Genomic DNA, 26,848 nt, shown 5'->3' with positions numbered 1-26,848 from the left:
TATTACTTTATATATGAAAGATCCTAAACAACTTTACATCTTACCTTTTGACCATCGGGCGACATTTGCCACTGGTTTATTTGGCTTTAAGGAGCCTTTGACAAAAGCTCAGCATAATAAGGTAAAAGAAGCTAAAGAAATGATCTGGCAGGCGTTTAAAGCAGTTTGGAGCAAAAGTAAAAGCAAGGAAGCGTTGGGGGTTTTAGTTGATGAAGAGTTTGGCACAGAAATTTTACGCTCAGCCAAGAAATTTGGTGCAGTAACTATTTTAACCACTGAAAAAAGCGGTCAGAATGTTTTTGATTTTGAGTATGGTTCTACATTTGGCGCGCATATTTTGAAGTTTAAGCCAGATTATGCCAAAGTTTTGGTACGTTATAATCCGATAAATAAAAAAGATAATCAGATTCAATTGAAACGTTTAAAAGTTTTGAATGACTTTTGTAAAAGAAAGAAAATTGGATTTCTCTTTGAACTCCTGGTGCCGAGCGAACCAGCTCAGTTAAAAAAATACAAAAAGAGTTATGACCTCAAAGCTCGGCCGGCTCTAACTTGCCAGGCAATTAAAGAAATACGCGCTTTTGGTGTAAAACCAGATATTTGGAAATTGGAAGCAATGTACAAAGACAGTGACTGGCAAAAAATTATTAAACTAATTGGCAAGGATGAAAAAATAATTGTCTTGGGTCGAGCTGGTTCAAAAGAGTTGGTGAGCCAATGGTTAAAAACAGCAGACAAGTTTAAAGAAATTATTGGTTTTGCTGTGGGACGAACAATTTTTTATGGGCCTTTGGAAAGATGGAGGGATAAAAAAATAAATAAACAAAAGGCGATTGGTTTGATTGCGAAGAATTTTATGTATTTTATTGAATTGTGGGTAAGACAAAAGAAAGGTTAACTATGAATCACGGATTTTAATCACGGATTTCACGGATATCTATCAGATTTTTTTACAATAAAGTTAGGGAAGAAGATTTATTATATTATGAATTGACCCGACAGATAATTGGCGTATCTTATACTGTTCATAATATGTTGGGTTTTGGGCATAGAGAGAAGGTACTTCAAAGGGCACATCAAATTGAATACGAAAATGCTGGTTTAAAGTTTAAGAAAGAATGTTGTGTGCACATTAAGTACGATGGCAGGATTATAGCCAAATATTACATGGATTTTGTAATTGAAAATAAAATTGTTGTGGAATTAAAACTGGCAAATGAATTCTATACTAAGGATATTAAGCAAGTCCTTAGTTATTTAAAAGCGAATCATTTAAGGCTGGGTTTACTGATAATATTTAATAAGGATGGGGTCAGAGTTAAACGAATAATTAACTAGAAAAATATCCGTGCGCATCCGTGAAAATAATCCGTGTTTAATAGTTTTCATTAATAACAAAATTAACCTATACTTATGCACGACATTATATCCATCGGTTCTTCCACTAAAGATGTATTTTTAGTATCCAAAAATTTTAAATTAATTAAATCCAGTGAATTTAAAACCGGAGTGGGGGAATGCTTTGCTTATGGCTCCAAAGTTGAATTAGGTGATATTTATTTTGATACAGGCGGGGGAGCCACTAATTCCGTTTACACTTTTGCCAATTTGGGCTTAAGCCCGGCGGTTGTTTCGCGCGTGGGCAAGGATATCTATGGCTTGGAGATAATGCACACCTTGGCTGATAAAAAAATAGATATCAGCCAGTTAATCGCTGACAAAAATCATAAAACCGCCTATTCTACAATTTTATTAATGCCCGAAGGAGATCGGACAGTTTTGGTTTATCGCGGCGCCAGCGCTAATTTTTCTGAAAAAGAAATTAATTGGCCAAAATTAAAAACCAAATGGTTTTATCTCACTTCTTTAGCCGGCAATTTAAAATTATTGAATAAAATTTTTGCATTTGCCAAAAAGAAGAAAATTAAAATCAGCTGGAACCCGGGAAGTGATGAGTTGAATTTAGGAATTAAAAAATTAAAAAACTTAATTAGGCAGACTTATATTTTTAATCTAAATAAAGAGGAGGCGCAAAAGTTAACTGGCCAAAAAGAAATTAAAGCAATTTTTAAGGAATTAAATCACTTAAGCCCGGGTTATAATCTTGTCACAGATGGCGCTAATGGCGCTTATTTAAGTGATGGCACCTTAATTTACTATACAAAGGCTCTAAGCAGCAAAGCGATTAATACAACAGGCGCTGGCGATGCTTTTGGTTCTGGTTTTTGTACCGGGATGATATTAAAAAATGATTGGGATTATGGTTTGCGTTTAGCAATTTTAAACGCCAATGGGGTAATCCAGAGAATGGGAGCCAAAAATGGTTTATTAAAACACTTACCCAAACAAAGTGATTTAGGGAAAGTTAGAATAACCATTTTAAGCACCAAATAACAAATCTCAAATCACAAATAAATCCCAATCTTTAAATTACAAATTACAAACTTGTTTTGTATTTGGTGCTTGGATTTTAAAATTTATTTGAAGTTTGGTATTTGGATTTTGTGATTTATCAAAGTTATGCACAGTTTCCTCTTGCATAATTTTTTAATTTATTTTATTATTCTTTTTAAGAATAATTTTTTCATTAAATATTAAATGTTCATTAGCCAATGACTATGTCTGATCCATGTCCCATTTGCGAACAAGATCCTTGCACTTGCGAGCAAGATTATATTTTTCACGAGCCTACTACTGCGGATAGAGATGATGAAGAGTAAAAAGAACGCCCCGATTAAATGGGCGTTTTTGATTTGAAAAAAAATCATATTTTTGATAAGCTTAGGGCAAATAACCTAATAAATGACGGACATTATGTATGGAGAAAAAACCCGAAAATTTCTATGAAATTGAGCTAAAATCAGTCTTTGATAAGGCAAAATATGACCAGCTGAATGATTATTTAAATAGCAATGAAAAATTCAAGCTATTTAATACGGAAAGCATTACCACGGAATTTTATAAAGCTGATGCGGATAAAACAGACATCAGATTACGCAATTCTGACAAAACAATTGAGCTTGTCTGTAAAAAGGGTCTGGTGACTAAAATTTGCCGTAAAGAGATTAAAATCCCGTTGGCTTCAATGGAACATTTAGAGCATTTAAAACAAGTACTTGATTTTTTGCCTTTAGAAAAACAGCCGAAAACCTTGAAGCATAAGCAGGAATTTATCTATAAATTTAGGGATTATGATTATTGCCTTTGCTTGCAGCATATTGAAAATTTTGCCTACTTATTAGAAGTGGAATTTTTGGCAGATAAAGATGACAGTGAATTGCATGAACCAAATTTGCTGGCAATATTAAAAGAGCTTGGTTTGGAATTAATTGACGGAGAAAAATTTTTAAAACGAGTTGAGGATTATAAGGCTGGTAAAATAACAATTGACTACCCTGTATGAAATTATATATTGTCGCTACTCCGATCGGGAATTTGGAAGATATTAGTTTAAGAGCCTTAAGAATACTTAAGGAAGTTGATTTTGTTTTGTGCGAAGATACGCGTACAACTAAAATACTTTTGGACAAATACGGGATTAAAACTCCAACAATTTCTTATTTTCAGCATTCTGGCTTGGCTAAGGTTAATCAGATAATTGATTTGCTTAAACAAGGCAAAGATCTGGCTTTAGTTTCTGACGCTGGTACGCCAGGAATTTCTGACCCGGGGAATAAGCTGATTGAATTGGTGCTTAAAGAAATTCCAGAACTAAAAATTGAACCAATCCCAGGCGCAAATGCTGCAATTTCTGCCTTATCAATTTCTGGCTTGCCAACTGATAAATTTGTCTTTTATGGATTCTTACCTCATAAAAAAGGCAAGGAAACAATTTTAAAAGAAATCATTAATAATAAATTCACTTCTGTTTTTTACGAGTCAACACACAGGATTTTGAAGACTTTGAATAAGTTAAAAGAAATGGGTTTGGATAAGCATGTTGTGGTTTGTCGTGAATTGACCAAGAAATTTGAAACAGTTTATCGGGGGAGCATTGCTGAGGTTTTGGCTGAACTGGAAAAGGGGGTGACAAAAGGGGAGTTTGTGGTGGTGGTGGGATGAATTCTGATAGCTGAGATCTGAATTATGAAATATGGAAGGGCGAAAACGCCTTCTCAATTTCCTAACCGCCACTTTAGTGGCGGTTGAACGGCGACTAAAGTCGCCGGTAGAATAAGACCGAGCGTTTTCGCCCAATAAAAAATAAGATAATATAGGCTGAAAAATTAAAGGATTTATGAATTCAGAAAAACCAAAATTTAACATTCAAATAATAGATGAAGGTAAAAAAAAGACTGATAGCGAAGCGAGTGATTATTTAGAAGGGTATGCTTCTGTAAAAAATGAAAATGAATTGGAAAAAGATCCACAATTTATAAAATTTTTTACAAAAGCCAAGGAGATAGTTACTGACTTGGCAAATAATTATGGGGTAAAACCACTGGATATTAAATTAGAAATGCTGCATCTATTGCCACGCGAAGATTTTATTAAAGAATCTAATGAGCAAGTAGGAGCTTTTTACAGGAGCGGAGGGATTTATGTAAATGAACAACGGTACAAAAAATGGGATGAATTAACAAAATTAATGATATTTTGCCATGAATTACTTCATGCCAGTTCTAATCAAAAAACAAGAATTAAAAGGAATAAAGAACAATTTGAGTTGAAAAATTTAAAAGTTGGGCTGAGGGTGGATTTAAATGAGCCTGACTTCCAAGGCTTAAACGAAGCAATGACTGTTTTTTTAACGAATGTATGTTATTTTGATTATGTTAAAGATAAAATAGAGCTTCCAGTTTCTGCTCCGTCTTTAGCAATTGAAAATTTAAGCAACAAAGAAAAATTTGATTGTTATAAAAGTTTTGAAAATTTATTTTTTGATTTATGTCGAAAACTTGCCATGCTTAATAGCACTATTTATGAAAGTGAAGAGCCTATCATACGTGAGTTTATAAGGGTCTATTTCAATGGTGGAATAGAAAAAATTGCTAAATTAATAATGTCTCTAGGCAAAGGCGCTCTGAATAATTTGGCAAAAATAAATGCTTCGGCAGATGAAGAAAATTTAATAAGAATTATTAATTTTAGGAAAAAATATGGATTACCTGCAGATGAGGAATTAAATAAAAATGTCGTAAGTTTAAAAAATAAAATAATATAATTTAAACTTAAATTTTTAACATTAAAACTATGAATCAAAATTTATCAAAAGAAAATTTTTTTAAAAAGAATTATTTAATTTTAATAATATCTTTATTAATTGCTTCGGCGATAATGATTTTTGAGTTAAATTTTGAATTTTCAACAGGAGTGTCTCAATATGATCCGACAACTGGCCTTACGCACTTCTCTTGCCTAGATTGCGCCACGTCTTATCGAGGCTATCCATTAGAATTTGGAAATAATGCATGGGGTAATACACATATAAATGTTTTTATTTTTATAATAGATTTTTTAATTTTTGCAGTACCAATTTTCTTTTTATTGCTAGCTATTAGTAAAATTACTAAAAGATTATCTATTAATAAAAAATAAAATAATATGAATTTTCAGGGTACAATAATTGAAGAAAGTTTAATTAATAAAGACATTTTGGAAAAAGTCAAAATTTTGGATACTAAAATTGAAACTGTAACCGAAGAACATCATACTCCTCATCTTAAACAATGGACATTGCATACCGTTGAAATTCCGGAAAATGAGATTCAGGAGATTGCAGAAAAGATTAGTCAATCATTGGATATAAGTCATGGGAATTGGTATGCTGATTTTAAAAACGATCAATTTCATTATATTATTTTTAGAGATAAAGTTTTTAAAGTTAATCGCAGTGAAAAAGCTGAATATGACGAGGTAACTAAATATGGGATTTCTTTAGGTATTCCCGATTATCAATTAGATTTTTCCCCGGATATTAAAGAATGGAAAAGATAAAATTTTATTTTTGATTTTTAAATTATCATAATTTACACCCCACTTTAGTGGGCTATTATCCTGCTAAAGCAGGGTATAAAAATTTTTATTATGCCGAAAAAACAAGAAACATTTTACGTAACCACGCCGATTTATTATGTGAATGATGTGCCACATATTGGGCATGCCTATACCACAATTGCCGCAGATGTTTTAGCGCGCTATCATCGCATGCTTTTAGGCGCTGACAACGTCTATTTTTTAGCAGGCACAGATGAACATGGAGCAAAAATAGCGCAGGCAGCAGAGAGGAACAACATGAGCCCGCAAGAATTTGTTGATATGGAAGCAGCTAAATTTCAGCTTGTCTGGGATAGCCTGGATATTTCCAATAATGATTTTATCCGCACAACTGAAAGCAGGCATAAGAAAGTTGTAGTGGAATTTTTAAAGCAGCTGAAAAAAGCCAAAACTCCTTTAGGCAATGACTGCTTGTATGAGAAGGAATATGAAGGCTTGTATTGTGTTGGTTGTGAATCATTCAAAACTGAGAGTGAATTAGTTGATGATAAATGCGTTGATCACCAGAAAGTCTGCCAGATGATTAAGGAAAAAAACTGGTTTTTCAGGCTTTCTGATTACGGGCAAAAATTAAAAGAGCTGATTGAAAAAAATGAATTATTAATCATGCCTGAATCAAGAAAAAATGAAATTTTGGGTTTGATTAATACTGGCTTAAAAGACGTTTCCATTTCACGCGAACAGGTAAAATGGGGGATTAAATTGCCGTTTGATGAAAAGCAAGTAGTTTATGTCTGGTTTGATGCTTTAATAAATTATGTCTCTGCCCTGGGCGGCCCAAAAGGAAAATTATATAAAAAATTCTGGCCTGCCAATGTACATTTAATGGCTAAAGATATTTTAAAATTCCACGCAGTGATTTGGCCTGCCATGCTTTTGGCCTTAAAATTGCCTTTGCCAAAAATAGTTTTTGCCCATGGATTTTTTACTGTGGATGGCCAGAAAATGAGTAAGACAATTGGCAATGTGATTTTGCCTGAGGAATTAATCGCCAAATATGGCACTGATGCCACCAGGTATCTGCTTTTATCGCAGTTTGGCTTTGGGACTGACGGTGATTTTAATAAAGCCAGATTAGACCAACAGTATAATTCTGCCCTGGCTAATGAATTTGGCAATCTGCTTTCGCGAGTGCTGTCCATGTCTGAAAAATATAATAATAGCGTGGTGCCAAAATACAATGTTGATTATGACAAATTTTTTGCTTTTGATTTAAAAACAGACTGGGACAGATATGACTTTTTCCTGAGGAATTTAAAGTTTGACGAAGCTCTGAACGTTGCCTGGGAAAATATCAGGCGTTGCAATGCTTACATTGATAAGGAAAAACCCTGGGAACTGGCAAAGAGCAATCCCAAGGTATTAGTTGACGTAATGTATAATCTTTTAGAAACCTTGCGCCAGACAGCAATCATGATCTGGCCGTTTATGCCTCAAACCGGCAATGAAATCTTAAGCCAGTTAGGTTTTGATCCTGCCAAAGAAGAAAAAAAGTCTATTGAAGAATTGAGAACCTGGGCGAGTCTGCCTTTGGGTCAGAAAATTAAAAAAGGTTCAGCCTTATTTCCAAGATTAGAATAATTTAAAAAAAGAAGCTGCGCCTAGGCGCAGCTTGTTGGTTCTTGGAAATGAAAATGTTGAGTTAAGGGGTTTGAATTAATATTCTTCGGGTTCTTGTTTTTTTTGTTCTTCTTCTTCGTCTTCCGGATTTAACGGAATGCCCCCTCGTTTGGCTTTCATTTCTTGGCGTCCTCCTTTTTTGGTAGATTTTACAAATTAATTGTATTATAAAAAATCTGCTTAAAAATGTCAAGACTTTATTTAAAAAATGAATTGAGGTATAATAAAAACAGCTTATTAAAGCAATTTTTTAATAAAAAAATATGGTGCACGTCCCATTTTATATTTATTTTTTGATTGTTTTGGTTTTGGTCTTGCTTTATTGGTTCATGAAGGAGTGGATGTAGTCCTTCGCTAAAGCTTCGGACTACGAGTAGTCCTCTGTTCTGCAAAGCAGAGCTGCAGACTATAAATATAAAATCATTTAATAACTCAATTTTATGACAATATTTGATGTTGTTTTGTTAATACTCTTGGGTGGATTTGTGATGTTTGGCTTATGGTTTGGGTTAATTCATACTCTAGGCGCGATTATCGGCACATTTGCCGGGGCTTTTTTCGCCGGACTGTGGTTTGAACCATTGGGCAGCTGGTTGGAATCAATTTTTGGCCATCCGAATTTGATGCGTATTTTTGCTTTTATTTTCATTTTTATTATTTTAAATCGCTTAATCGGTTTTGCTTTTTATGTGCTGAATAAAATTTTTAATTTTTTGACAATAATCCCTTTTTTAAAAACAATAAATCGCTTGTTCGGCGGTATTTTGGGGTTTTTTGAAGGGGTCTTAGTTATTGGCCTATCTTTATTTATCATAGCTCGATTCCCTTTGTCAGATTGGTTTACTTCTGTTTTGGAAGCTTCCACAGTCGCGCCTTGGTTTATTACAACCTCAAAGATCCTCCAGCTGATGCTGCCAGAATTATTAAGGCAGATTCATTCTGTAATTTAATTCTACAGATTACAGATTTGTACAGATATACGAATTATAAAGTTATATTTATCTGTAAATTTGTATTTATCCGTAATCTGTAGCCTATGCTTATTGATTCGCACGCGCATATAAATTTTAAAGAATACGACGCTGAATTAAATGAGGTAATTCAGCGTTCTTTAGATAATAAAACCTGGCTGATTAATGTTGGTTCTAATTATGAATCTAGCCAAAAAGCAGTAGAAATTGCGAATAAATTTGGCTTGGGGGTTTGGGCTGCTGTTGGTGTGCATCCAATCCACTTAATTAAAGATATAGAAGAAAGATCTGAATTTGATGGCAAAGAAACTGTTTTTTTTACTCCCAGAGAAAAATTTAATTATAATAAATATTTGGAATTAGCCAAATCAAGCGATAGGGTAGTGGGCTTGGGTGAAACTGGTTTGGATTTTTTCCGTTTAGCAGATTCTAAACATCCGCTCACTGAAGTTAAAGAAATGCAGATAAATATTTTTCGCGAATTTATTAATTTAGCCAAAGAAACTGACTTGCCATTAATTTTGCATTGCCGAGGCGAGGAAAAAGATCCTTATGGCGCTTATAATACAATGCTGGAAGTTTTGGAATTGGTACTTGGCGATTGGCGTTCAGACGGGAAAAGGGGAGTTGTTCATTGTTTTGGCGGGACATTAGATCAGGCTTTAAAATTTATTGATTTAGGATTTTATATTGGGTTTACTGGCATTGTGACTTTTAAAAATGCCAAAGAATTACAGCAGATAGCTAGTGAGATTGCCTTAGATAAAATTTTAGTGGAAACAGACGCGCCATTTTTGGCGCCAGAGCCTTATCGCGGACAGAGAAATGAACCTTCTTATGTGCAATATGTTGTGCAGAAAATTGCTGATTTAAAACAAATGACGTTTGAAGAAGTTGAAAGGGCCACCTTTGAGAACGCAAGCAATTTATTTAAACTATAAATATTACTTATAATTTGGCTAAAATTAGCCTTTTAAAATTTTAAGCCGAAGATTTTTTGCAAATTTGTGGGGATAATTTTTCAGGAGGCTTGATTTTTTCTTCTTTTTGTTATAAAATTAGGAGTGAATCCTAAAATTGTGGAAAACTATTTTAGGTAAAAACATAAGACTCGTGAGGAGCTTTTTTTATTTAGAATGCAGACTTTAGAATTAAGAAAAAAGAAGATGGAAGATGAAAAGAAAATAGAGCAAAAAGTAAATGTACCCTGGTGGCAGCCAGGAATTACTATCTTTGTTCAGTTAAGCGGCTGGATTGTAGCGCCGATTATAATCGGGGTATTTTTAGGCAGATGGCTGGATCAGAGATTCAATACCAAGCCCTGGTTATTTTTAGCCACGGTGATTGTGGCTTTTACGATTTCCATGTTTGGCATGGTTAAAGAAGCGACAGGGGCGATTAAGCAAATGGAAAAATTCAATAATAAAGAAATAAATAAAAAAGATGACCGAAAATAGTGAACAAGGACAAAATATATTTGATTTTGAAAATAATGCGGCTGCAACTAGTGAAGCCCAGGCTAGCACTGGAGAAAAGCCGACTTTATTTGCTGAGCCGGTTTTTAATTTAGGCGGATTTACGGTGACTAATTCGCTGTTAAATAGCTGGTTGGTAGTGATGATTGTAGTTATTGTTTCTTTGGTCCTGCATTGGAAAATAAAAAAAATACCAAAAGGAATTCAGAATGCCATGGAAATTATTGTGGAAGGAGCCTTAGATTTATGTGATTCAGTTACTGGCAGCCGAGAAAAAACTTTAAAATTTTTCCCCATTGTTTTCGCGTTATTTGTTTTTATTTTATTGAATAATTGGCTCGGCCTATTGCCTGGTATTGGTTCAATCGGTTTTTACGCGCTGGAAGAAGGCCATAAGGTTTTCATTCCATTTTTTCGCGGCGGCACGGCTGATTTAAATACAACATTGGCCTTGGCGTTATTCTCAGTTATCGGCGCTAATATAGTAGGCATGATCATGGTCGGGACGTGGACTTACGTTAATAAATTTATCAATATTAAAGCATTTTTAGAGATTCCCAAGAAGATAATTAAAGAACCGACCGTAGTTTTGGTTAATCCAATTAAGGCCTTTGTGGGCTTGGTGGAAATAATAGGCGAGATTGCCAAGGTTGCTTCGCTGTCATTTCGTCTTTTTGGTAATATTTTTGCAGGCGAAGTGCTTTTGGCATCCATGGCAGCTTTGTTCGCGTTTTTGGTGCCAATACCTTTTATGTTCTTAGAATTAGTTGTAGGTATGATTCAAGCTTTAATTTTTGCGATTTTGACTCTGGTTTATATGACGATTGCAACTACTAAAGAAGAGCATTGAAATTATTTAGAATTAAGAATTTAGAATTAAGAATTAGGGAATAACTTAGTTTTTAACTTTTAATTCTTAATTCTGCTGGCGAACGACTTTAAACAAAAAAATATCAGTCGATTCAAAGCAGATGTAAGGAAGTTAATATGGATTTAACATTAATAGCAAAGGCTCTAGCCATTAGCATTGGTTCAATCGCGCCAGCTTTGGCAATCGGCAAAATTGGCGCCAAAGCCATGGAATCAATTGGTAGAAATCCTGAATCAGCGAGCAAAATTTTAGTGCCAATGCTTTTAGCTGCTGCTTTTGCTGAAGCCGTAGCTATTTACGCGTTAGTAATCGCATTTAGTATTTCCTAATGATTATTTACACCAAGGAGACAAAATTTGCCTCCTTGAGCAAGTAATTATTTTGACTACAGATTACAGATTCATACAGAAATACTAATGAAAATCTCAAAAATTTGTAAATCTGTAAATATCTGTAATCTGTAGTAATAAGTTTTCTATTATTATTTATCAACATTATGAATTCATTAATACAAACATTTCATCTGGACTTAAAGCTTATTATTGCCCAATTAGTTAATTTTTTGATAGTGGCCGTGGTTTTGTGGTTTTTTGCGCTCAAACCTTTAATGAAAATAATGAGAGAAAGAACTGCTAAGATTGAAAATGGCCTGAAAGATGCCAAAAATTTTGAAGAAAAACTGGCTCAGGCTGAAAGAGACAGATTGAAAACTTTAAACGCAGCAAAAAAAGAATCGGAATTAATTTTAGAAAAAGCCAGCCAGGAAGCTGAAAACAATAAAAGACAGATGATAAGTCAAGCCAAAGGAGAGATTGAAAAATTAGTGGCCAGCGGGAAAATACAATTAGCCAGTGAAAAAGACAAAATGGTTGGCGAGGTCAAGGCTGAAATAGGTGATTTGGTGGTTGCGGCGACAAAAAAAGTTTTGTCCGTGGAACTAAACAAAGAAATTGATAAGAAAATAATTAATGAGGCGGTAAAAGATATTGGCGTTAAGCCATAAGGCCATAAAGCCATTTTATGAAAAAAATATCAGCTAAAAAAATTGCGCAGGCATTGTATGAAGAAACTAAAGATTTGGACAAAAAACAAATTAAGCTTAAAGTTGAGAATTTATTTAGTTATCTGGTTAAAAATAAAAATTTAAAAAATGCTGATGAGATTGTGTCAGCTTTTGATACGTATAGTAAAAAACAGGAAGGAATTTTAGATGTGGAATTATTTTCAGCTAAAGCTGTTGATAAGGCAATAAAAGAAAGCTTAGAGAAAAAATTCAAGGAATCCAGAGGCGTTAAAAAAATCAATTTTATTGAGCAGACAGATGCTTCTTTGCTTGGCGGCTTGATTGTTAAAATCGGTGATACTATTTATGATGACAGTATAAAGACCAGACTGGAGCTATTAAGGAATCAATTTAAATCATAATTTCATAGTTCATAATTCATAATTCATATTTAAATTATATGTCTACAAAAGATTTTGTACTGGAAGCGCTTAGAACCCAAATTAAAGATTTTAAAGCCAAAGCTAAAGTTGAAAAGACCGGCTCAGTAATTGAGGTAGGTGATGGCATTGCTAGGATTTCCGGCTTGGCTGACTGCATGTCTGCTGAAATGTTGGAATTTGAGACAGAGAAAGAGCCTGTCTATGGCTTAGCCTTGAATTTGGAGGAAGATACTGTCGGCGCTATAATTTTGGGCGACTATTTGGAAATTAAAGAAGGCAATAAAGTTAAAACTACCGGCAAGATTCTATCAGTGCCTGTTGGTGAAAAGCTAATTGGCCGGGTAATTAATCCCTTGGGCAAGGCTTTGGATGGCAAAGGCGAAATTAAAAGCGATAAAAATTATCCTGTTGAAAAAATCGCTCCCAGAGTAATTACCCGCGAACCAGTCAGACAGCCATTACAAACCGGAATCAAAGCCATTGACAGCATGATTCCAATTGGCCGCGGCCAACGCGAACTAATTATTGGCGACAGACAGACAGGCAAAACTGCGATTGCGATTGATGCAATTATTAATCAAAAAGGACAAGATGTAATTTGCATTTATGTCGCGATTGCGCAAAAAGAATCAAAAGTAGCGCGTATTGTGGCTGAACTGGAAAAATTCGGCGCCATGGATTATACCATTGTGGTTCTGACCGGCGCTTCTGATCCGGCTGCTTTATCATATATTGCGCCTTATGCGGGCTGCGCCATGGGTGAATATTTTATGGATCAGGGTAAGGATGTCTTAGTCATTTATGATGATCTTTCTAAACATGCTGTGGCTTATCGTCAGATTTCTTTACTTTTACGACGACCGCCAGGACGTGAAGCATATCCAGGAGATATTTTTTATTTGCATTCCCGCTTATTAGAAAGAGCCGCTAAATTAAATGCCAAATATGGCGGCGGTTCATTAACAGCCTTGCCAATCATTGAAACTCAGGCTGGAGATGTTTCTGCCTATATTCCGACTAATGTAATTTCTATAACTGACGGCCAAATATATTTGGAATCGGATCTTTTTTACCAGGGAATTCGCCCGGCATTAAATACTGGCTTGTCTGTTTCGCGCGTCGGTTCAGCAGCCCAGGTTAAGGCCATGAAAAAAGTGGCCGGCAAATTAAAACTAGACATGGCTCAATTTCGGGAAATAGCTGCTTTTGCCCAGTTTGGCTCTGATTTGGATGAAACGACCAAAAAACAATTAAACCTTGGTTTGCGCATGCAGGAAATCTTAAAACAAGACCAATACGTGCCAATGGCTGTTGAACATGAAATTGCCATTATTTATGCCGGTATTAACGGGTTGCTTGATGATGTGCCTGTAGAAAAAGTGCAAATTTTTGAAACTGGTTTTCATAAATATCTAAAATTAAATTCCCAAAAATTATTAAAGCAAATCGCAGATAAAAAAGAATTAACTGAAGAAATTGTAAAAGAATTAAATAAAGTAATTGAGGAGTATAAACAGACCTTGGATTTCTTGGTGAAATAGATTGTAGATTTTAGATTATAGATGATAGATTAAAGATTTCATAATTCATATCTCATAATTCAAATATGCCAAATACAAAGGACATTAGGCACAGAATAAAATCAATTGGCAATACAAAAAAGATTACCAAAGCCATGGAAATGGTCGCATCTTCAAAAATGCGGCGTGCTGTTAATTCTGTTCTGGCGACTAGGCCATATTCCAGTCTGGCTTGGCAGTTAATTTTAAATGTGGCGCAAAAAATTAAAATTCAGCGCCACCCATTATTAAGAAACCGTAAGGAAATTAAAAAAATGGCAGTTGTTTTGATTACTTCAAATCGCGGTTTGTGCGGATCTTTTAACCAACAAGTGATTAAAACTGCGGTGGAATATATCAAACAGCAAAAGAGTCTTAAGGAAAATTTGGAGGTTGAATTAATTTGTTTAGGTAAAAAAGGAGCGAGAGCAATGTCCAGATCAGGACAAAAGGTTGCGGCTGAATTTATTAAGCCTGATATTTTAAAAGACTCAGAAGAAATAAGACCAATCCAAAAAATGATTTTAACTGATTTTTTACAGAAAAAATATGATCAGATTGCCTTGGTTTATACTGATTATGTTTCAGCCTTAAAACAAGTGCCCAGAGTAAAGCAAATATTACCCATTAAAACAATTAGAGATAAATTTTTAGGAGAGATTGGAGACGTTATTCAGGAAAACAAGAAAGAAAGTTTTGAGTATTTATTTGAACCCAAGCCGCAAATTATCTTAGATGTATTATTGCCCAGGCTGCTTGAGGTCCAGATTTATCAGGCGGTTTTGGAAAGCAATGCTGCTGAACATTCAGCCAGGATGCTGGCCATGAGAAATGCCAATGAAGCTGCCGGTGATATGATTTCAGAATTAACATTGGCATATAACCAATTAAGGCAGGCAGCGATTACCAGAGAAATTGCAGAAATCGCCGGAGGCAAAGCAGCCCTTGAGTAATGACAAATGCTAAAATTCAAACCTTCGTCCCGCCCAGCGGGACTACGGTTTGCGAAGGCAAAAAACAAAATAAATTCAAATATCAATTTAGCAATTAACAATTTAATCATTTAACAATTTAATAATTTAATCAATATGAACAAAGGTACAATCAAACAAATTATCGGCGCAGTAGTTGATGTGGAGTTTTTAGAAAAATTACCAGGTATTTATAATGCTTTAGAAACCAAATTGCCAAGTAATGAGATTTTAATTTTAGAAGTTCAACAGCATTTGGGCGCTAATTTAGTCAGAGCAATAGCCATGGGCACGACTGATGGCTTGCGCCGAGAACAAGAAGTGCTTGATACCGGAGCGCCAATTTCTGTGCCAGTCGGCGAAGAAACCTTAGGCCGTATGCTGAGCGTGCTTGGTCAGCCACTAGATGAAGGCAAAGAAGTTGCATCAAAGAAAAAATATCCGATTCACAGGCCGGCGCCTGCTTTCAAAGATCAGTCAACCAAAGCAGAAATATTGGAAACTGGCATTAAAGTTATTGATTTGATTTGCCCGATTGTTAAAGGCGGCAAAGTCGGCATGTTTGGCGGCGCTGGCGTTGGCAAGACTGTGGTCATCATGGAATTAATCAGGAATATAGCCAAAGAACACGGCGGTTATTCTATTTTTGCCGGTGTCGGCGAACGCTCACGCGAAGGCAATGATTTATATCTGGATATGAAAGCATCTGGCGTGCTGGAAAAAACTTCTTTGGTTTTTGGCCAAATGAATGAACCGCCAGGAAATCGTTTGCGCGTAGCTTTGGCCGGACTATCTATTGCTGAATATTTTCGCGATGAAGCCAAGCAAGACGTGCTTTTATTTATTGATAATATTTTTAGATTTACTCAGGCAGGTTCAGAAGTTTCCGCGCTTTTAGGACGCATTCCTTCAGCTGTGGGTTATCAGCCGACTCTGGCCACTGAAATGGGTGAATTACAGGAAAGAATTACTTCCACCGATAAGGGTTCAATTACATCCATGCAGGCTGTTTATGTGCCGGCTGATGATTTGACTGATCCAGCGCCTGCCACGACTTTTGGCCATTTGGATTCTACCGTTGTTCTTTCGCGCTCTTTAACTGAATTAGGTATTTATCCTGCGGTGGATCCTCTGGATTCCAACTCTACAATTTTAGACCCTAAGATCGTGGGGCAGGAACATTATGAAATAGCGCGCGGTGTGCAGAAAGTATTACAACGCTACAAAGATCTGCAGGATATTATTGCTATTTTGGGCATGGAAGAATTATCAGATGTTGATAAAATTACAGTCGGACGCGCTCGAAAAATCCAAAGATTTCTATCCCAGCCATTTTTTGTGGCTGAAACTTTTACTGGCACGGAAGGCAAATATGTTTCTTTAAAAGAAACGATTAGAGGTTTTAAAGAAATTTTAGAGGGCAAGCATGATGATAAGAATGAACAGGCGTTTTACATGAAGGGCGGGATTGAAGAAGTAAAATAATTAATGTAATGGTTCAGTTCGACTACGCTCACTGTAAACTTTCAGTGCCTGCCCTGAGCTTAGCCGAAGGGCTCACCATGACAAGTTAAAATATGGAGAAAAAAATTAAAATTGAAATTACTACTCCGGAAAGGAATGTTTTTTCAGCTGAAGCTAATCAGGTCAGCATTCCTACTCAAATGGGGGAGATTACTATTTTGCCAGAACATATTCCGCTGGTTGCAGTTTTAGTTCCAGGAGAATTACGAATTATCAAAGATAAAGAAGAAATATTAATGGCTGTCTCCGGAGGTTTTATTGAAGTTTTACCAAATAAGATAACAATTTTAGCAGATTCTGCTGAGCATGCTGAAGAAATAGATGAAAAGCGAGCTGAAGAAGCAAGAGTGCGAGCTTTGGAATTGCAAAAAGAAAAAAGTTTTGATGATCAGGAATTTGCAGCCTTATCAGCTAAAATTGAAAAAGAATTAGCGCGCCTTAAAGTCGTGCGCAAAAGAAAATATAAAAAGTTGCCTGGCCAAGAGCAATTTCATGCCAACGAATAATTAATAATTTAAATTAGGAGGTGAAAAATATGTCACACAACTGTAAAAATTTTTTACTCTGCTGCATGGATTTTCGCTTGCAGACAGCAATTATTAACTGGCTTTCAGTAAATGGATATACTGGTGATACAGACATTATTTTAGTGCCAGGATCCTGTAAGGTAGTGGCTGAAAATCAGGAAGGCTGCCAAGCAGGCTTAATTCTTGATGGCATCCGTTTGTCTTATGAAAAACACGGAGTACGACGCTTTTTTCTGACCATGCACGAAGATTGCGGAGCTTATGGCGGCCAAAGCGCTTTTGTTTCGGCTGAAGCTGAAACAAGTAAGCATCTGACAGACATGAAAAAAGTGCGGGATTTTTTAAAAGAAAAATATCCTGACGCTGAAGTCAAGAGTTTCCGTATCAAAAAAAGTGATGATGGCTGGGAATTTGAAGAAATTGCTGAGTAAATTAAAATAATCTAGATTAAAGCGCTTCCATGTTCGGGGTGCTTTTTTTTGCGGCTTTTTTTTGTGGCTTGACATTTTATCTGAATAGTTATTAGATTAGATTAATAATAGCGACCTTTTACAACCACAAAACACCATGAAAAGGAGGAAAGAAATGAAAGTAAACATTGTAAGATTTGCGTCGTTATGGGTGCTTGCGCTGGTGTTATTACTCACAGCCTGTGTTTCTTCGGGCGGAGGTGGCGGAGACGACAGCACGAATTATATCCCGCCGATTATACCGCCAGCAGACAATCAACCTCCAGTTATAACCTCATTGCCGATCACTACAGCGATTTCTGGCGAACTGTATGGTTATGCTCTGAGCGCGACAGATTCTGACAATGATGTTCTGACTTATGGCTTAGACGTTGGACCGGCTGGCATGACCATTAATGCCAGTACTGGTCTGGTGTCCTGGCTGCCTAATGACACACAAGTCGGGGAGCAGCAGGTTAAACTCAGAGTTAGTGATGGAAAAATAGTGGTCTGGCAGGAATATACTCTGAAAGTAACATTACCCCCGCCGAACGTAGGGCCGTCAATTATTTCTGGCCCTGTTACAGTTGCTACAGCCGAGGTTGAATATACCTATACTGTGGGTGCTGATGATCCGGAGGGTGACATTTTAACTTATTCGCTGGTAACTTTTCCCACTGGCATGACCATTGATTCAGCTTCTGGCAAAATTACTTGGACTTCCACATCTGCACAGATAGGTAATTACAAAGTTGAAGTATCTGTCACTGATGGGGAGTTTAGCGACACGCAAAAATTTGCCATCAGAGTAATTCCAAGCGACAATGGTATAACATTCCAGCGCGGCTGTACTCTCACCTCATGGTGGTACAATGATTACCAGAATTTTACCTCCAATCAAACTGTTGACAAGATGAAAGCCGATGGATGTGAAGTTATCGCCGTCCTGGTTACCCAATATCAGGATGCGATTAATTCTACAACCATATACCCGATCTCCAGTAAAACTCCAAGTGATGCTGGTTTAGCCCAAATAATAACCTACATTCATGATTCTGGCCTAAGTGTAATGCTAAAACCTCATGTTGATGTGCAATCAGGCGCCTGGCGCGGAGAAATTACCTTTTCTTCAGAAGCCGACTGGCAAGCCTGGTTTGCAAGTTATCGCCAGTTTCTCAACCACTATCTTGATCTGGCAGAAGCAAATCAGGTTGAGATATTTGTGATTGGAACTGAATTCAAAGCTACTGAACACAGAGAAACAAACTGGCGTGATGAAATAGCCAATGCCCGGACAAGCTTTTCAGGACAACTGACTTACGGCGCCAATCACGACAGTTATTTCAATGTCGTTTGGTGGGACGCTCTGGATTTCATTGGAGTGGATGCCTATTTCCCTTTGACCAGCAGTTACTCGCCAACCGTGGAAGAATTAAAGATAGCCTGGCAGCCATATATAAGCGCTTTGCAAAACTTTGCGGAAGCGTATGGCCAGGACATTGTCTTTACGGAATTTGGCTACCAGAGCTTAAACGGCACTAATATTTCACCCTGGTGGGCGCCGAGTGGCACAATTGATCTGCAAGAACAGGCAGATTGCTATCAGGCGATTATGGAAAGCGCCTACAATCAGCCTTGGTTCAAAGGCATGTACGGCTGGATGTGGTACTGGAATCCGGCTCAGGACATCAATAGATTTGATGTTTGGAATAAACCGGCAGAACTGATTCTGCGCGATTGGTACGCTGGTTATTAGGATTAAATGCAAGCGCTTCGACAAATACGTCGGAGCGCTTTTCTTTTTTTAAATTATGTTTTAAAATATCTGCAGGAGGTGCGATATGCTTGATCATTGCACAAACTTAAGACAACTGGCCAGCGTTCAAAGCACAATAATCAAAAAGCATATTGACAAGCACAAATGGTTTGCACACATTGTTGACAAACAACAAGCAACGAGTGATTTTATTGAAAAATTCGGCTGGATCATGCGTGAATTATATTGCGGCTATATCTGCGAAAAAAGATTAGATTGTTCTATTGCCAGCGAATTTTTGCCACAAGCTGACTCTAAATAGGGGTCAGCTTTTTCTTGACATTTTTTCAAAAATCAGCTAAATTAAAATTCAAATCAAACAAAAAAAGGAGGTTCTTATGCTTGTCATGTTTATGCTCTGCAGACCAGCTGAGCTCAAAGACAAGTTAGATAAAGGTATTGAAATCTATACTTTGGGAAAAAAAGAATATGTTGGCCTGAATTTAAGTGGAAACAAAGCAGATTTAACAAAAATTGTGGCTGACCTTAAGCTGAAAACTCTGCAGCTGGCTAAAATTGAGTTCGCCGACCCAAATAACTTAACTGCCAAAGGGCAATACAAGCTAATCTGCTGGGAATTTCCCCGCGATTAATGCGCCCTTTTCTCCGAATGGAAAAGGGCCTTTTGTTTACTTAAATTTATATATAAGCTACGATTATACTATGGAATTAGATAAATTAAATAAGATTTTAAAAAACGAACCAGTTTATAGAATTAAACAGGCTTATGCTTTTATTTTTAAAGATTTAGCTGATGACTGGGAAAAGGCTACCAACTTGCCCTTAGAAATCCGCCAAAAACTAAATAAAGAATTTCCACTAAGTATAAAAGCTAAAGTTGTTGAAACTAAAACAAAAGAATCCCAGAAGGCTTTGCTGACTTTAAATGATGATTCTAAAATTGAAACAGTTTTACTGCGGCATGAAGATGGCAGAAATACGGTTTGTGTGTCTTCTCAAGTCGGCTGTCCTTTGGGCTGTCTTTTTTGCGCAACAGGCAAAATGGGATTTAAAAGAAATTTGACTGAGTGGGAAATTGTCAATCAGGTTTTATTCTTTGCTAGGGATTTAAAGAAAGTAGGGGAGAGGGTCAGCAATTTAGTTTTTATGGGCATGGGCGAGCCATTTTTAAATTATGACAATGTGATTTCTGCTATTAAAATTTTAAATGATAAAGATAGTCTGAATATCGGAGCCAGGCATATTTCTATTTCAACGATTGGAATAACTGAAGGCATTAAAATGCTGGCTGGCGAACCATTGCAGATTAATTTGGCGATTTCTCTGCACGCACCAAACAATGAGTTGCGAGACAAGCTTGTCCCTATGAACCAGTCATACCCAATTGAAAGTATTTTAAAAATTGTTGATTATTATCTTAAAAAAACAAATAGGCAGGTAATGTTTGAATATCTAATGATTGATGATTATAATGACTCAGAAAAACAGGCTGAAGAACTTGTGGAGTTATTGCGGTTTTTGCCAAGCTCTCTTTTTGTAGTAAATTTAATTGCTTACAATCCTACGAAAGGCTTTAAACCCTCGCCAGCCCTTAAAATAAAGAAGTTTAAAGAAGTTTTAATCAGGAGCAAAATTAAAGTAACACAGCGTTATCGTTTTGGCCAGGATATAAAGGCAGCTTGCGGGCAACTTGCTGGCGAAAAAGGTGAACAATAACCATTGAAATTTTTAATGGATAATTTTTTGGTGAATTTTATAATGTATTAATGTTTTAATTATCTCATTAGATCATTAGAAATTATTTAAAAATTATAAATTAGTTATTAAAAATTAACCTTAAGTTTATGACTCAAAAAATTTTAATAATTATCATTGTTTTAATTATAGTATTAGGCGGAATTATTTTAGGCGTCCGTTTTTTTAGCGGAGAAGATAATTGGATTTGTCAAAATGGCGAGTGGACCAAACATGGCCAGCCTAGCGCGCCAATGCCAACTACGCCTTGCCCTGGCGCAAATATTAATCAGCCAGTAGAAAATTCCAATACAGTCCCGGCTGTAAAAGAAATTATTGTAGATAACCCAAAGGCAAATGAAGAAATAGCTAGCCCATATATTCTCACTGGGCAAGCAGCGGGCTGGTATTTTGAAGCAAGTTTTCCTGTAAAATTGCTTGACGAAAGTGGTAAAGAAATAGCCACGGCCATTGCCCAAGCTCAGAGTGATTGGATGACAACTGATTTTGTACCGTTTAAAGCAAATTTGGAATTTTTAGTTGATAAAGACCAGGCAGGAACTTTGGTTTTTATGAATGATAATCCGTCAGGCTTACCAGAATTGCAAAAGGAATTTCGTTTGCCAGTAAAATTAAAAGGTGTCGCCACATTAGTGATTAAAGTCTTTTTTGGCAATGCCAAGAAAAATCCAAATGCCATGGATTGCCGTTTAGTCTATCCAGTTGATCGTAAAATTGCCAAAACAGTTTCAACTGCCAGGGCAGCTTTGGAGGAATTATTAAAAGGTCCGACTGAAGAGGAAAAAGCCAATGGTTATTATACTTCAATAAATAGCGGAGTTAAAATTCAAAAATTGACTATCGTTGATGGTGTAGCTAGGGTTGATTTTGACAAGCAATTAGAATTTCAGGTGGGAGGTTCATGCCGCGTGGCAGCCATTAATTCGCAGATTGTGACAACTTTAAAACAATTTACCAGTATTAAACAAGTTATTATTTCGATTAATGGCCGGACAGAAGATATTTTACAGCCATAATAAATTGAATAATTAGGGACTCATGAAATTATTTAAAAATCACTTAATTTATGTTTTGGTCTTATTGGCAGGCGCTTTTGTTTTGCGTTTTTACCTCATGAATTTATTAGGGGAGCCGCATAATATTTTTATCAGAATATTTGCAGTTGTTGCTATTTTGGGATTGGGCGCATTCTTTATTTTAAGAGGGACTGCCAAAATTATTGAAGAAACAACGGGTGTTTTAACGGAAAGAACAAAATTGGCCGGAGGCTTATTGCAATCTTTTGGCACTGCCTTTCCTGATATGGTTTTAGGCATTGTGGCCGCTCTTGTCAGCGTTAGCTTAAGACAAACAGATTTTGCTTTAGCTATTAATTATGCCATAATTGCCGCGGCCACAACTTTTGGCTCAAATGTTTATAATATTGGACATGCTGCCTGGTGCATTTTTCGGCAAAATTTAGCAAATGCCAAAGGCGTTAGTGTCCTGATGTTTCCCAAATTAAAATTTGGCGGAACTGTTAAGCCGATTAAAGATCATCAGCGCAAGCCATTGCTATCAGAATTTGACACTGCAATTAATATTTCAATGGCTCTGACTATTCTAACCGCAATAGTTGCTTTAAGCATGGTTATTTTTGGCCAGGTAAAAATAAAACCAGCTGGGATTGAATCTGATCTTTACCAGTTAATTAGGCCGGTTGGTTTTTTAATTTTGCTTTTGGGAATTTTTATTTTATATTATTTTAGGAAAACTAAAAGAGCTAAAAGTCCGGTTGAAGAAATTGTTGAAGAGGAAGGATATTTTAAAACCAAGAGTAATTTAATTATCTGGGGATATTTATTAATCAGCGGCTTGGCAATCTTGATGGCAGCTGAAAGCATGGTTCGCTCAATTGAAACTTTGTGTGAAATAACCAACTTGCCTTATGTGATTGCCGGTGTTTTAGCCGGTGTTATTGGCTGTCTAGGTGAAATGATTGTGGTACATAATTTTTCCGTCCATCCCAATGGCAGAATAGGGGATGCTGTGGTTGGCGTGGCCATGGATAATATAGTGACGATTATTGGCGCCTCAATTGTGGCAATTATGGGCGGTATATTTTTAGGCGGCAATTCCTTGATTTTAATATTTGTAATAATTTTAACTTTAAATACGGTTTTGATTTGGCAGATTTCGCAGTTGAAGAATTATTTTTTAAAGGAAGAAAATGATGTTGCATAAAAATTCCATAAGGCGAATTTGTTTCCCGGGCGCGATTTATTACGTCGTGTTTAAGACGAAAAATAATTACCCATATTTTAAGGAGCAAATTTTTTGTGATTTATTTATTGAGAATTTAAAGATTTGTAAAGTATTGAAAGGATTTAAATTATATGCCTTTTCAATTATTTATGATCATGTGAATTTGATGATTGAACCAAACAATAAATTTGATATTTCGCACGTGATGAAATCTTTGAAAAGAAATGTTTCTCGCAATATTAATATTATAATGGGTTATACAAATAATTATCCCAATAACCCCGTAGGCCACACAATATTGTGTGGCCTACGGGGAATGGGGGATGTTTTTAAAGGTAAGATTATTGGACTACCCATATTAAATCCCCATGAATTATATGTATGGAAATTTGATGTTCAGCGGTATCAAGATTTATTTAATCAAAAATTTAAAAATGGAACGCCGTACCCTAAATTCAAGTGGCAGAGAAAATTTTACGACCATTACATCCGTTTCCATGATAACCATTTGAAAAAACAGAAGGATTGGGACAACCATTATGATTACACGGTTTATAACCATTTGAAGCATGGCCTGCCAAAAAATTGGCAATACACGAGTTTAAATTCCCCCGAATTAATTGATAATATAGAAACTTAAATTTATGCCCAAAGAAAAATTTAAACCCCTCAAATTTCCGCGTGATGAGCAAAAGCATGATCATACGATTGAATGGTGGTATTTTAACGGTCATTTAAAAACAAAAGACGGCAGGGAATTTTCCTACATGAACACTCTTTTTGCGGCCAAGCCGAAAAAGGTTGCCATTCCTTATGCCAAAAGATTGCCTTTTAAAGCCTGGTATTTTAGCCATTATCTACTGACAGACAACAAAAAGCATAAAGAGTGGAGCAAAATCATGCCGGTTTCATTTGTGGATAAAAAAAGTTTTACCTTGCCCTTGCTTTGGGCGCAATATGACAATTCCTGCTTAATTGAGGAAACAAAACTTTTTAATTATAAAATTGTCAATGATTTTATTGATCTGAATTTATCTGCGACAAAAAAACCCCTTTTAGTTAACAATAAGGGCTTTATTGATCTGGTGGAAAAGTCCACGTATTATTATTCTTTAAGCCGTTTAAAAACAAAAGGCCTGATTAATGTCAATAAAAAATGGCTGGAAGTTTCAGGGATTTCCTGGATGGACCATCAATGGGCCAATACACCGCTGACAAAAAGCGATAAATGGACCTGGTTTTCATTGCAGCTAAATAACGGAGTTGATATTATCTGTTTTGTTTATGGCGATCAGAATAAGATTTATCATGCAACTTCGCTGGATAAAAATGGCCGCCAGAAAATAACTGATAATATGTTTTTAAAACCAAGACTAAATAAATATACCAGCCATGAGACTGGCGCGACATACCAACTTGGCTATGAAATTTATTTGCCTGACTGGGATATAAAATTAGAAGTTCAGCCAATAAATAAAAAGCAAGAAATGGTTTTCGGGCCTTTAAATTATTGGGAAGGCGCTATAAAGATAGAAGGGGAATGTAATGGTAAAAAGGTTTCTGGTCAGGGATTTTTAGAAATTACTGGCGTGCCAATGAAAAAGAGTTTATTTAAAGTTTATTTGCATAAATTGGATAAAGAGATCAAAAAAAGGATTAATCAATAAAAAACGCCGTCTCGCTTTCGGGACGGCTTTTTTGCTGGAAATTATTTTATTTCATTTTTCTGGTCGCAATGGTTGCAGACAAATTCTGATTCAGAATTAGTGATTGTGCAGCCGGCGTTTGTCAATAGGATTTGATATTTTTCACTTAACGCATGGCCTTTTTCAATGATTACAAGGCGATTTGTTTTGTGGCAATTCGGACAATCAATGTCTTTGGTTGTAAATTTTTCATCTGGCTCTGTCATTTTCCCTCCCTTCGGTCGCTATAGCTTTACCCGTCTTGACCTGTTTTGCAAGGCAAGCCTAGGCCAAAGCGACGGCGAACTTATTTTACTTCTACTTTGTGCAGGCAATTCGGGCATTCGAATTTTTTGCCTTTTTTGATAGTAAAGATTCCGTCATTTTTAAGTAGTCGCTTGTCTTCTTTGGTCAATTTGACTGATTCTTCAATCACCACAATTCTGAACGTTTCTTTGCAGTTTAGGCAAAGATGTTCTTCAACCAGCAACATGTCGCTCATTTTTCCCTCCCCTCGGTCCGCCGTAGTCCCGCTCCGCGGGACGAAGGAGACCTTTGTTTAAATTTGCTTTAAGTTAAGCAAAAATTTAGCTGGTTGTCAAGCACAAAAGCCAATTTTAAAAGGCGCTTATTGGCGCCTTTTAGTTTTGCACTAGCAGAATCTTAGTTGTTTTTCCCGTTCAAGAACGTGCTGTGGAATTCCTTCGGGGACTTCGCCACGTTCGACTTTTTCGAATAGTTCATTTAGTTTCTTGGCAGTTTCTTCGTCAATTCCTTCCGGACCTAGCTCCAGACGCCCAGGTCGCATCATGAGTTTTCTTAATTCAGAACCCGGAGGTCCGAGGAATTTATCTCTGTTGAAACTTTTTCTCTTTCTGGGAAACTTGAGTCGCTTTTCTCTTTCCAGCACTTCTTTAGGGAATCCTCCTTTTAATTCGCCTCGATGAGCTTTATCTATGTGCTCATTGAGCTTTCTTGCTGTTTCTTCGTCAATTCCATCCGAGCCTGGGTAATAACAGCCAGGTCGCTCCATGAACTTTCTTAATTCAGAACCCTTGGGGCCTAGAAATTGCTCTCTGTCAAGCTTTTTCCTCATTTTCAGCTCCTTATAAGTTTTCAAAGCCAGGGAAAGTGATTCTTTGGCGAAGTTTGGATTCGTCAATTTTTTGCATCTTTTCCCATCGTATTTCATCTCGTTTAGCTAATTCAAAAATTCGTTCAAGTTCCTTCCTGGGCCAGATATTTTCTTTTCGCCCCAAGCGATCGATTTTTTTCTCAGACATTTTAAACCTCCTTTGGCGTCCTGAAAGATCAAATTGTCATCCTGGTGCGGAGTCGGTCTTCATCTACTCTGGATATTTCTTTAAGCCGCTTTTGGACCTTTTCAGCCACTTTGAAGGCTTTCTTTAAATCCTTTGCAAAGCTGGTCTTACCTTTTTTCTTTTTGGCTTTAGCCTGAATCTCCTTCAGCTCCCTTGCTGTTTCTTTGTTAATTCCTATCTGTTTTGTGAAGGTTGTCTGAGTAATGTGACGTTTTTTTATAGGCGGTGGTGTGTAGGGTTGTGACTTATACTTTTTTTTAAATTCCCGACGTTCTTCATTTGTCACTCTATTTTCCTCCTTTTTTTGGCTTTGCTTTTCGTTTCTTTTTTTCGCAGTCTCTTTTCCAATTTGCCATTTCAGGATCAATTATTTCGGATATTGGGCTACCCCGATCAGGCATAACCTTGTCAAAATTTGGTGGACGAACGAAAGATGAGGGGAAAATTTTATCTTTAGTTTCTATTTCCCGAATAGCTGCTTCAGAAGCTAAAACCAAGCCAATTCCTTTTATTCTGTTCTGCTTTTCTTGTGGCATTTTTGCGTCTCCTTTTTAAGGTTCAAAGTTGTCTTTATTAAAGCAATATTTTCAAATTTGGTCAAATTGACTGGATTACGTTTGAGGCTAAGCCTTGAAGTAATTTGAGACTCCAGAAA

Annotated in this window: 35 protein-coding genes; 29 read left to right on the top strand and 6 right to left on the bottom strand. The window is 36.3% G+C overall.

Annotated features, from left to right (window positions below):
* Window positions 1–13 precede the first annotated feature (13 nt).
* The 29 genes from WC460_05900 (at window position 14) to WC460_05760 (ending at window position 24,853) form a co-directional block, all read left to right on the top strand.
* Entirely contained in the window at window positions 14–898 is an 885-nt protein-coding gene (locus WC460_05900) for a DUF2090 domain-containing protein (GenBank protein ID MFA5188868.1), read from the top strand.
* A 92-nt stretch (window positions 899–990) separates the two neighbouring features.
* Window positions 991–1,338: a GxxExxY protein gene (locus WC460_05895; GenBank protein MFA5188867.1), complete on the top strand. Its 348-nt coding sequence runs from the start codon at window positions 991–993 to the stop codon at window positions 1,336–1,338.
* A 75-nt stretch (window positions 1,339–1,413) separates the two neighbouring features.
* A complete protein-coding gene (locus WC460_05890) occupies window positions 1,414–2,394 on the top strand; it encodes a carbohydrate kinase family protein (protein MFA5188866.1) in 981 nt (326 codons plus the stop codon).
* Between the two features lie 424 nt (window positions 2,395–2,818).
* Window positions 2,819–3,403 (top strand): hypothetical protein, encoded by a 585-nt coding sequence (locus tag WC460_05885; GenBank protein ID MFA5188865.1) that lies wholly within the window; start codon window positions 2,819–2,821, stop codon window positions 3,401–3,403.
* Window positions 3,400–4,062 carry a 16S rRNA (cytidine(1402)-2'-O)-methyltransferase gene (gene rsmI, locus WC460_05880; protein ID MFA5188864.1) on the top strand — a complete coding sequence of 221 codons (663 nt, stop codon included), beginning with the start codon at window positions 3,400–3,402 and terminating at the stop codon, window positions 4,060–4,062. Before WC460_05885 ends, rsmI begins: the two co-directional genes overlap by 4 nt.
* A 175-nt stretch (window positions 4,063–4,237) precedes the next feature.
* Window positions 4,238–5,164: a hypothetical protein gene (locus WC460_05875; protein MFA5188863.1), complete on the top strand. Its 927-nt coding sequence runs from the start codon at window positions 4,238–4,240 to the stop codon at window positions 5,162–5,164.
* Between the two features lie 29 nt (window positions 5,165–5,193).
* Complete coding sequence (locus WC460_05870; GenBank protein MFA5188862.1) at window positions 5,194–5,538, top strand: hypothetical protein; 345 nt, start codon at window positions 5,194–5,196, stop codon at window positions 5,536–5,538.
* Between the two features lie 6 nt (window positions 5,539–5,544).
* Entirely contained in the window at window positions 5,545–5,937 is a 393-nt protein-coding gene (locus WC460_05865; protein MFA5188861.1) for a hypothetical protein, read from the top strand.
* Window positions 5,938–6,027: 90 nt separating this feature from the next.
* The gene (metG, locus tag WC460_05860) at window positions 6,028–7,578 is read left to right on the top strand and encodes a methionine--tRNA ligase (GenBank protein ID MFA5188860.1); all 1,551 of its coding nucleotides are present in this window, start codon (window positions 6,028–6,030) and stop codon (window positions 7,576–7,578) included.
* Window positions 7,579–8,057: 479 nt separating this feature from the next.
* The gene (locus WC460_05855; protein ID MFA5188859.1) at window positions 8,058–8,567 is read left to right on the top strand and encodes a CvpA family protein; all 510 of its coding nucleotides are present in this window, start codon (window positions 8,058–8,060) and stop codon (window positions 8,565–8,567) included.
* 86 nt (window positions 8,568–8,653) lie between these two features.
* Complete coding sequence (locus WC460_05850; GenBank protein MFA5188858.1) at window positions 8,654–9,529, top strand: TatD family hydrolase; 876 nt, start codon at window positions 8,654–8,656, stop codon at window positions 9,527–9,529.
* Between the two features lie 195 nt (window positions 9,530–9,724).
* Window positions 9,725–10,045: an AtpZ/AtpI family protein gene (locus WC460_05845; protein ID MFA5188857.1), complete on the top strand. Its 321-nt coding sequence runs from the start codon at window positions 9,725–9,727 to the stop codon at window positions 10,043–10,045.
* On the top strand, window positions 10,032–10,913 hold the full coding sequence (gene atpB, locus WC460_05840) for a F0F1 ATP synthase subunit A (protein ID MFA5188856.1): 882 nt from the start codon (window positions 10,032–10,034) through the stop codon (window positions 10,911–10,913). The genes WC460_05845 and atpB overlap by 14 nt, the downstream gene beginning before the upstream one ends.
* A gap of 137 nt (window positions 10,914–11,050) precedes the next feature.
* Window positions 11,051–11,263, top strand: a complete 213-nt coding sequence (locus tag WC460_05835; GenBank protein MFA5188855.1) for an ATP synthase F0 subunit C — start codon at window positions 11,051–11,053, stop codon at window positions 11,261–11,263.
* Between the two features lie 167 nt (window positions 11,264–11,430).
* Window positions 11,431–11,937, top strand: a complete 507-nt coding sequence (gene atpF, locus WC460_05830; protein ID MFA5188854.1) for a F0F1 ATP synthase subunit B — start codon at window positions 11,431–11,433, stop codon at window positions 11,935–11,937.
* Window positions 11,938–11,954: 17 nt separating this feature from the next.
* Window positions 11,955–12,359, top strand: a complete 405-nt coding sequence (atpH, locus tag WC460_05825; protein MFA5188853.1) for an ATP synthase F1 subunit delta — start codon at window positions 11,955–11,957, stop codon at window positions 12,357–12,359.
* A gap of 38 nt (window positions 12,360–12,397) precedes the next feature.
* On the top strand, window positions 12,398–13,921 hold the full coding sequence (gene atpA / locus WC460_05820) for a F0F1 ATP synthase subunit alpha (GenBank protein ID MFA5188852.1): 1,524 nt from the start codon (window positions 12,398–12,400) through the stop codon (window positions 13,919–13,921).
* A 65-nt stretch (window positions 13,922–13,986) separates the two neighbouring features.
* Complete coding sequence (gene atpG, locus WC460_05815; protein MFA5188851.1) at window positions 13,987–14,892, top strand: ATP synthase F1 subunit gamma; 906 nt, start codon at window positions 13,987–13,989, stop codon at window positions 14,890–14,892.
* A gap of 129 nt (window positions 14,893–15,021) precedes the next feature.
* On the top strand, window positions 15,022–16,395 hold the full coding sequence (gene atpD / locus WC460_05810) for a F0F1 ATP synthase subunit beta (GenBank protein ID MFA5188850.1): 1,374 nt from the start codon (window positions 15,022–15,024) through the stop codon (window positions 16,393–16,395).
* Window positions 16,396–16,487: 92 nt separating this feature from the next.
* Window positions 16,488–16,940 carry an ATP synthase F1 subunit epsilon gene (gene atpC, locus WC460_05805; protein ID MFA5188849.1) on the top strand — a complete coding sequence of 151 codons (453 nt, stop codon included), beginning with the start codon at window positions 16,488–16,490 and terminating at the stop codon, window positions 16,938–16,940.
* A gap of 29 nt (window positions 16,941–16,969) precedes the next feature.
* Complete coding sequence (locus WC460_05800) at window positions 16,970–17,392, top strand: carbonic anhydrase (protein ID MFA5188848.1); 423 nt, start codon at window positions 16,970–16,972, stop codon at window positions 17,390–17,392.
* A 154-nt stretch (window positions 17,393–17,546) separates the two neighbouring features.
* Complete coding sequence (locus tag WC460_05795; protein ID MFA5188847.1) at window positions 17,547–19,166, top strand: putative Ig domain-containing protein; 1,620 nt, start codon at window positions 17,547–17,549, stop codon at window positions 19,164–19,166.
* 85 nt (window positions 19,167–19,251) lie between these two features.
* The gene (locus tag WC460_05790) at window positions 19,252–19,488 is read left to right on the top strand and encodes a hypothetical protein (GenBank protein MFA5188846.1); all 237 of its coding nucleotides are present in this window, start codon (window positions 19,252–19,254) and stop codon (window positions 19,486–19,488) included.
* A 76-nt stretch (window positions 19,489–19,564) separates the two neighbouring features.
* Window positions 19,565–19,819, top strand: a complete 255-nt coding sequence (locus tag WC460_05785) for a hypothetical protein (GenBank protein ID MFA5188845.1) — start codon at window positions 19,565–19,567, stop codon at window positions 19,817–19,819.
* Window positions 19,820–19,889: 70 nt separating this feature from the next.
* Window positions 19,890–20,903 (top strand): 23S rRNA (adenine(2503)-C(2))-methyltransferase RlmN, encoded by a 1,014-nt coding sequence (gene rlmN / locus WC460_05780; GenBank protein MFA5188844.1) that lies wholly within the window; start codon window positions 19,890–19,892, stop codon window positions 20,901–20,903.
* A 128-nt stretch (window positions 20,904–21,031) separates the two neighbouring features.
* A complete protein-coding gene (locus WC460_05775; protein ID MFA5188843.1) occupies window positions 21,032–21,958 on the top strand; it encodes a GerMN domain-containing protein in 927 nt (308 codons plus the stop codon).
* Between the two features lie 22 nt (window positions 21,959–21,980).
* Window positions 21,981–23,165 carry a hypothetical protein gene (locus WC460_05770; protein MFA5188842.1) on the top strand — a complete coding sequence of 395 codons (1,185 nt, stop codon included), beginning with the start codon at window positions 21,981–21,983 and terminating at the stop codon, window positions 23,163–23,165.
* Window positions 23,152–23,826: a transposase gene (locus WC460_05765; protein ID MFA5188841.1), complete on the top strand. Its 675-nt coding sequence runs from the start codon at window positions 23,152–23,154 to the stop codon at window positions 23,824–23,826. Before WC460_05770 ends, WC460_05765 begins: the two co-directional genes overlap by 14 nt.
* A gap of 4 nt (window positions 23,827–23,830) precedes the next feature.
* On the top strand, window positions 23,831–24,853 hold the full coding sequence (locus WC460_05760; GenBank protein MFA5188840.1) for a lipocalin-like domain-containing protein: 1,023 nt from the start codon (window positions 23,831–23,833) through the stop codon (window positions 24,851–24,853).
* A gap of 41 nt (window positions 24,854–24,894) precedes the next feature.
* On the opposite strand, the gene WC460_05755 is transcribed toward WC460_05760, so the two are convergent.
* The 6 genes from WC460_05755 to WC460_05730 form a co-directional block, all read right to left on the bottom strand.
* Window positions 24,895–25,098 carry a hypothetical protein gene (locus WC460_05755; GenBank protein ID MFA5188839.1) on the bottom strand — a complete coding sequence of 68 codons (204 nt, stop codon included), beginning with the start codon at window positions 25,096–25,098 and terminating at the stop codon, window positions 24,895–24,897.
* Between the two features lie 80 nt (window positions 25,099–25,178).
* Window positions 25,179–25,373, bottom strand: a complete 195-nt coding sequence (locus WC460_05750; GenBank protein MFA5188838.1) for a hypothetical protein — start codon at window positions 25,371–25,373, stop codon at window positions 25,179–25,181.
* A gap of 150 nt (window positions 25,374–25,523) precedes the next feature.
* Window positions 25,524–25,967, bottom strand: coding sequence for a hypothetical protein (locus WC460_05745; GenBank protein MFA5188837.1), 444 nt, complete (start codon window positions 25,965–25,967; stop codon window positions 25,524–25,526).
* Between the two features lie 10 nt (window positions 25,968–25,977).
* Complete coding sequence (locus WC460_05740; GenBank protein MFA5188836.1) at window positions 25,978–26,154, bottom strand: hypothetical protein; 177 nt, start codon at window positions 26,152–26,154, stop codon at window positions 25,978–25,980.
* A gap of 28 nt (window positions 26,155–26,182) precedes the next feature.
* The gene (locus WC460_05735) at window positions 26,183–26,479 is read right to left on the bottom strand and encodes a hypothetical protein (GenBank protein MFA5188835.1); all 297 of its coding nucleotides are present in this window, start codon (window positions 26,477–26,479) and stop codon (window positions 26,183–26,185) included.
* Between the two features lies 1 nt (window position 26,480).
* Window positions 26,481–26,729: a hypothetical protein gene (locus WC460_05730; protein ID MFA5188834.1), complete on the bottom strand. Its 249-nt coding sequence runs from the start codon at window positions 26,727–26,729 to the stop codon at window positions 26,481–26,483.
* Between the last annotated feature and the right edge of the window lie 119 nt (window positions 26,730–26,848).

It is taken from the genome of Patescibacteria group bacterium (assembly GCA_041651155.1).
Classification (GTDB): domain Bacteria; phylum Patescibacteriota; class Patescibacteriia; order CAIXNZ01; family CAIXNZ01; genus JAPLYF01.
This window is presented reverse-complemented; position numbering and strand designations above follow the sequence as displayed.

Excerpts from the sequence above, each read along its gene's own strand:
- WC460_05900 (MFA5188868.1), top strand. The coding sequence starts at position 14 with ATGAAAGATCCTAAACAACTTTACATCTTACCTTTTGACCATCGGGCG.
- WC460_05890 (MFA5188866.1), top strand. The coding sequence starts at position 1,414 with ATGCACGACATTATATCCATCGGTTCTTCCACTAAAGATGTATTTTTA.
- WC460_05885 (MFA5188865.1), top strand. The coding sequence starts at position 2,819 with ATGGAGAAAAAACCCGAAAATTTCTATGAAATTGAGCTAAAATCAGTC.
- rsmI (MFA5188864.1), top strand. The coding sequence starts at position 3,400 with ATGAAATTATATATTGTCGCTACTCCGATCGGGAATTTGGAAGATATT.
- WC460_05875 (MFA5188863.1), top strand. The coding sequence starts at position 4,238 with ATGAATTCAGAAAAACCAAAATTTAACATTCAAATAATAGATGAAGGT.
- WC460_05870 (MFA5188862.1), top strand. The coding sequence starts at position 5,194 with ATGAATCAAAATTTATCAAAAGAAAATTTTTTTAAAAAGAATTATTTA.
- WC460_05865 (MFA5188861.1), top strand. The coding sequence starts at position 5,545 with ATGAATTTTCAGGGTACAATAATTGAAGAAAGTTTAATTAATAAAGAC.
- metG (MFA5188860.1), top strand. The coding sequence starts at position 6,028 with ATGCCGAAAAAACAAGAAACATTTTACGTAACCACGCCGATTTATTAT.
- WC460_05855 (MFA5188859.1), top strand. The coding sequence starts at position 8,058 with ATGACAATATTTGATGTTGTTTTGTTAATACTCTTGGGTGGATTTGTG.
- WC460_05850 (MFA5188858.1), top strand. The coding sequence starts at position 8,654 with ATGCTTATTGATTCGCACGCGCATATAAATTTTAAAGAATACGACGCT.
- WC460_05845 (MFA5188857.1), top strand. The coding sequence starts at position 9,725 with ATGCAGACTTTAGAATTAAGAAAAAAGAAGATGGAAGATGAAAAGAAA.
- atpB (MFA5188856.1), top strand. The coding sequence starts at position 10,032 with ATGACCGAAAATAGTGAACAAGGACAAAATATATTTGATTTTGAAAAT.
- WC460_05835 (MFA5188855.1), top strand. The coding sequence starts at position 11,051 with ATGGATTTAACATTAATAGCAAAGGCTCTAGCCATTAGCATTGGTTCA.
- atpF (MFA5188854.1), top strand. The coding sequence starts at position 11,431 with ATGAATTCATTAATACAAACATTTCATCTGGACTTAAAGCTTATTATT.
- atpH (MFA5188853.1), top strand. The coding sequence starts at position 11,955 with ATGAAAAAAATATCAGCTAAAAAAATTGCGCAGGCATTGTATGAAGAA.
- atpA (MFA5188852.1), top strand. The coding sequence starts at position 12,398 with ATGTCTACAAAAGATTTTGTACTGGAAGCGCTTAGAACCCAAATTAAA.
- atpG (MFA5188851.1), top strand. The coding sequence starts at position 13,987 with ATGCCAAATACAAAGGACATTAGGCACAGAATAAAATCAATTGGCAAT.
- atpC (MFA5188849.1), top strand. The coding sequence starts at position 16,488 with ATGGAGAAAAAAATTAAAATTGAAATTACTACTCCGGAAAGGAATGTT.
- WC460_05800 (MFA5188848.1), top strand. The coding sequence starts at position 16,970 with ATGTCACACAACTGTAAAAATTTTTTACTCTGCTGCATGGATTTTCGC.
- WC460_05795 (MFA5188847.1), top strand. The coding sequence starts at position 17,547 with ATGAAAGTAAACATTGTAAGATTTGCGTCGTTATGGGTGCTTGCGCTG.
- WC460_05790 (MFA5188846.1), top strand. The coding sequence starts at position 19,252 with ATGCTTGATCATTGCACAAACTTAAGACAACTGGCCAGCGTTCAAAGC.
- WC460_05785 (MFA5188845.1), top strand. The coding sequence starts at position 19,565 with ATGCTTGTCATGTTTATGCTCTGCAGACCAGCTGAGCTCAAAGACAAG.
- rlmN (MFA5188844.1), top strand. The coding sequence starts at position 19,890 with ATGGAATTAGATAAATTAAATAAGATTTTAAAAAACGAACCAGTTTAT.
- WC460_05775 (MFA5188843.1), top strand. The coding sequence starts at position 21,032 with ATGACTCAAAAAATTTTAATAATTATCATTGTTTTAATTATAGTATTA.
- WC460_05770 (MFA5188842.1), top strand. The coding sequence starts at position 21,981 with ATGAAATTATTTAAAAATCACTTAATTTATGTTTTGGTCTTATTGGCA.
- WC460_05765 (MFA5188841.1), top strand. The coding sequence starts at position 23,152 with ATGATGTTGCATAAAAATTCCATAAGGCGAATTTGTTTCCCGGGCGCG.
- WC460_05760 (MFA5188840.1), top strand. The coding sequence starts at position 23,831 with ATGCCCAAAGAAAAATTTAAACCCCTCAAATTTCCGCGTGATGAGCAA.
- WC460_05755 (MFA5188839.1), bottom strand. The coding sequence starts at position 25,098 with ATGACAGAGCCAGATGAAAAATTTACAACCAAAGACATTGATTGTCCG.
- WC460_05750 (MFA5188838.1), bottom strand. The coding sequence starts at position 25,373 with ATGAGCGACATGTTGCTGGTTGAAGAACATCTTTGCCTAAACTGCAAA.
- WC460_05745 (MFA5188837.1), bottom strand. The coding sequence starts at position 25,967 with ATGAGGAAAAAGCTTGACAGAGAGCAATTTCTAGGCCCCAAGGGTTCT.
- WC460_05740 (MFA5188836.1), bottom strand. The coding sequence starts at position 26,154 with ATGTCTGAGAAAAAAATCGATCGCTTGGGGCGAAAAGAAAATATCTGG.
- WC460_05730 (MFA5188834.1), bottom strand. The coding sequence starts at position 26,729 with ATGCCACAAGAAAAGCAGAACAGAATAAAAGGAATTGGCTTGGTTTTA.